The sequence below is a fragment of the Mesorhizobium sp. M7A.F.Ca.MR.362.00.0.0 genome (assembly GCF_004023175.1).
Lineage (GTDB): Bacteria > Pseudomonadota > Alphaproteobacteria > Rhizobiales > Rhizobiaceae > Mesorhizobium.
The window spans coordinates 1-2705 of record NZ_RZTF01000586.1; the positions used below are offsets into that span (position 1 = coordinate 1).

2 protein-coding genes and 1 pseudogene are annotated in these 2705 nt (G+C 60.6%); 2 read left to right on the plus strand and 1 reads right to left on the minus strand.

Annotation, left to right across the window (positions count from 1 at the left end):
* Positions 1–211: 211 nt before the first annotated feature.
* On the minus strand, positions 212–937 hold the full coding sequence (locus tag EOC06_RS35560; RefSeq protein ID WP_128309997.1) for an amidase family protein: 726 nt from the start codon (positions 935–937) through the stop codon (positions 212–214).
* 86 nt (positions 938–1023) lie between these two features.
* Between EOC06_RS35560 and EOC06_RS35565 the strand changes: the two are divergent.
* Positions 1024–2309, plus strand: a pseudogene (locus EOC06_RS35565) (IS66 family transposase).
* An 8-nt stretch (positions 2310–2317) separates the two neighbouring features.
* On the plus strand, positions 2318–2705 hold a 388-nt coding region (locus EOC06_RS35570), incomplete at its 3' end, for a hypothetical protein (protein ID WP_128309998.1).

Consider the following 2705-nt stretch of genomic DNA (forward strand, 5'->3'; position numbering starts at 1 on the left):
GATTGACCTCGCATCAGGCCTCTCTGCGCCCCTATTCAGCCGTTGCAACAAAACCCATCGAGGCTTCGGCCGGCATACAGCATCGATCCCGTAGACGACCGCCGCCTCGGCCCGGAGGAGGATTCCAACACGTGCCTGGCGGGCGATGCTCGGCACCGGCGCCCATGTATGCAAGCGGCGACGCGTTGCCCGGCATTGGCAGTGCTGCTGCTTAGCCTCCTGCTCGAACCTTTGGTAGCCGGTGACTCCATGGCATGGCTTCCTCCAGATCGCGTGCGATACGGACAAGGGTCGCCTCGTCGCCGAAGCGGCCCACGATTTGAAGTCCAATAGGCAGACCGCTTGCGCTTTGTGCCAAAGGTAATGATACCGCAGGTTGTCCAGTAACATTAAATACTCCAGTGTACTGACAAAGTGCGGCATCCGCTGCTGTGAATTCCTCTGCAGACACCGTAGGATTGGTCGCACTACACGTGGCGCCGTGGGGTATAGCCCCACACGGCATCGTGGGTGTCAGCAAGATGTCGAAGGACTCGATCGACTCACCTACACTGAACCGCATTCTTTGCAACGTCTCGTGTAAGTCCGCCTCTTGTCTTTGTAAATTTCTGCCGTATTCGTAAACCTTGAGATTGGCGGGCTCTAAAGTGTCCGCATTGATTGCGCGTCCCATGGACCGCGCCGCTTCTTCAAGTGAACGTGCGCTATAACTTGACAGGCCGAGCCATATTTTAACGTAGTCGGATGGCTCATATGGCGACTCGATATCCGTGACAATATGGCCCATTTCCTCCAGAAGAGTGGCCGTCGACTCGACCGCCTCAAGCACTTCCGGGTCGACATCGACCGCACCCCATTTGGTCCTCGCGACCCCGACCCGCAGAATGCCGTTGCGCTGCGACAGTTCTTCCACATATGGCCGCTTCGGCTGTACGATGACGAATGGATCACCAGGATGAGGACCAGAAAAGAGTAATTACCCACGCCCTTGTCAGGGGCAAGAATCCCTGAATCCATGTGGATATGGATCGCAGTGATTTGCAGCGTCTGACGAAGGAGGAACTGATCGATCTGGTGCTGCGGATGCAGCGACCGGACAAGACATCGCGCGCACGTCATCGAAGCCTCCGTCGAGCGATCGCAAGGAGCGTCGGGACAAGGCGAAGCCCGGCGGCGCCAAGCCGGGACATAAGGGTCACAGCCGCGCCCTGAGCGAGGATGCCGATCGCGTCATCGACCATCATCCCGACCAATGCCCTTGCTGCCGGGCCAGCCTGTCGAACGATCTTCCTGCCGAAACCGTCAGCGAGCACGATAAGATTGAGCTTCCCGCGATCAGGCCTTTGATTGAGCGCCATCGGCGTCTGGCAGTCCGTTGCCCGTCCTGCGGCACGCTGGTCGTCGCGGCTGTGCCAGATGCGGCGAAGGGGACGCCGTTTGGGCCACGCGTGCACGCCGTAGCGACCTATCTCAAGACTTTCCAGGCCCTGTCCTACGAGCGGCTGCAGGGCGCGTTCGCGAACCTTTTCGGTCTCACCATCAGCCAGGGCGGACTGATGAACATGTTGCGCCGTGCGCAGGGCGCCTTCGCGGCCGAGTGCGACAAGGCCGTCGCGGCGTTGCGCCGGGCCAAGGTCATCGCCTCCGATGAGACCGGCGTGCGGATCGAAGGAAGCAACGCCTACCACTGGGTGTTTCGCTGCCCCGAAGCGGTTGTTCATCAAGCGGCACCAACGCGCGGCGCCGTCGTGGTCCGGACCCTGATGGACGGCCATCGGCCCGACGTCTGGTGTTCCGATCGCTATGCCGCGCAACAAGGGCACGCAAATGCGCATCAGACCTGCCTGGCGCATCTCGCCCGCGACGTCGCCTATGCGGACGAGGCAAGTGAGGACATGCTGCCCTCACGGCTCAAGCGCTGGCTGCAAAGGGCCTTCGCACTAGCCGACGGTGTCGAAACCTTCGCCGCCTCGACCATCGCCGGCAAGCGTCGCGCCCTGGAGCGAAGTCTGAACGATATCCTTGCCACCACAACGTCGTGCGATCTGGCCCGCGACATCCAAAACAAGTTCAGGCGAGCTCGCGATCAACTTTTGACCTTTGCCCAATGGCCAGGAATGGTCGACGCGACGAACAACGCCTGCGAACGCGCCCTCAGACCCGCCGTCGTTCAACGGAAGATCACCAACGGCTATCGCGCCATGTGGGCCGCAAAGGGCGAAGCCGACATTCGAACCGTCGTCGACACGGCTCGTCTCGCGCCGGGCACGAACCCCTTCAAAATCATCCTTCAAACCGTCAGTGCCTGAAATCCGCCATGACTGAGCCCGCGACCTTGATCTTCCGAGCCTCTCTTCGGGCACGGCTTTATCGGGACATCGAGGTGTCGAGTTTGAGCACCCTAGCGGATCTGGCCGAAGCCATCGTAGCGGCATTTGGCTTCGACATGGACCACGCCTACGGCTTCTATTCAAAGCTGACGGGAAAGCTGTTCGACTCGCCGCAGCGGTTCGAACTCTTCGCCGACATAGAGGGGAGCGGCTCTCGCAGCGTGACAGGCACACGCGTCATCGCGGCCTTCCAGAAGGTGGGCTCGGCAATGACCTTCTTGTACGACTACGGCGACGAGTGGCGCTTCCGCGTTGAAGTTATTGGAACAAGGCAGGCGCAGCCCGATGCCAATTACCCGAGGATCGTCAGCAAGG